Genomic DNA, 1,247 nt, shown 5'->3' with positions numbered 1-1,247 from the left:
AGTGATCCGCCCCGATAGTTTTGGACACCACGCTAAGCGAGTAAAATCGTTTAACGAGGTGAACAATGACATCAAAGACCAAACGACAAACCTATACATCTGAGTACAAAGCTGAAGCCCTTAAGCTAGCAAAAATCAAAGGGGTAAGCGCCGCCGCTAAAAAGCTGGGTATATACGACTCCCAACTCTACAACTGGCGTAATGCCGCAGAGAAGAATACGAACACCAGTCAGCGCGAAGCTGAGCTCACGGCCGAAGTGGCGCGACTCAAACGCCAGCTCGCAGAGCAAGCAGAGGACCTCGCCATTCTAAAAAAGGCGGCTACCTACTTCGCGAAGAATCAAAAGTGAACCGGTTTGCATTCATGCTTGAGCACCAGCATCGCTTCTCGGTAAAGCGTATGACTGTTGTGCTCAAGGTCTCGCGTAGTGGGTATTATGCATGGCGTAACGCCAGCTCCGAGCTTGGTAAACGACAACTGAAACGTGATGACAGGGATAGGAAAATCAAGGCCGCATTTGACGCCAGCAAACAGCGCGATGGTGCCCGACGCATTCAGGCCGAACTGGCAGATGACGGCGAGAGAGCCAATGTAAAAACCATTGCTGATAGCATGAGACGGCAACAGCTCGTGCCCAAAGCAGCCCGCAAATTCAAAGTGACGACTAACAGCGACCATCGCCTTCCTGTAGCGCCAAACCTGCTTGGGAGAGACTTTACCGCTGCGGCGCCCAATGAAAAATGGGTGGGCGACATCACCTACCTAATGACCAGCGAGGGCTGGCTGTACTTGGCCGTTATCATCGACCTTTACTCACGCGCTGTCGTAGGGTGGGCGATGAGCCCCCGAATGACAGCTGACTTAACCTGTAATGCGCTCCGTATGGCACTGTTTCGTCGCGGCATGCCCACAGGAGTCATCGTTCACAGCGATAGAGGCAGCCAGTACTGCTCACACGCTTATCGAAACCTAGCTTTGGCGCATGGTTTGAAGATAAGCATGAGCCGTAAAGGGAATTGTTGGGATAATGCTTGCGCCGAAAGCTTCTTCCACTCGTTGAAGGTTGAAGCGGTGCAATACGAGCCAATCATGAATCGAGAAACAATGCGTCGGGCTGTGTTTGAATACATCGAGGTTGATTACAATCGAACAAGAAGGCACAGTGCTCTGGGCTATATCAGTCCAGAAAACTATGAACTAAAGAGTGTTGCTTAGTAGCGTGTCCTGTATTAGCGGTGCGGATCAT

The 1,247-nt window shown here is 51.2% G+C and carries 1 protein-coding gene; it reads left to right on the top strand.

From position 1 onward, the window contains the following. The first annotated feature begins 65 nt into the window (after positions 1-65). Positions 66-1,216 (top strand): IS3 family transposase gene (locus FTA96_RS21375; protein WP_145574846.1). Its coding sequence is split into 2 segments (ribosomal slippage): positions 66-309 and positions 309-1,216, totalling 1,152 coding nucleotides; the frame shifts between segments, so codons are not numbered across the junction. Positions 1,217-1,247: the final 31 nt, after the last annotated feature.

This window comes from Yersinia alsatica (assembly GCF_902170305.1).
In the GTDB taxonomy this organism is placed as follows: domain Bacteria; phylum Pseudomonadota; class Gammaproteobacteria; order Enterobacterales; family Enterobacteriaceae; genus Yersinia; species Yersinia alsatica.
This window is presented reverse-complemented; position numbering and strand designations above follow the sequence as displayed.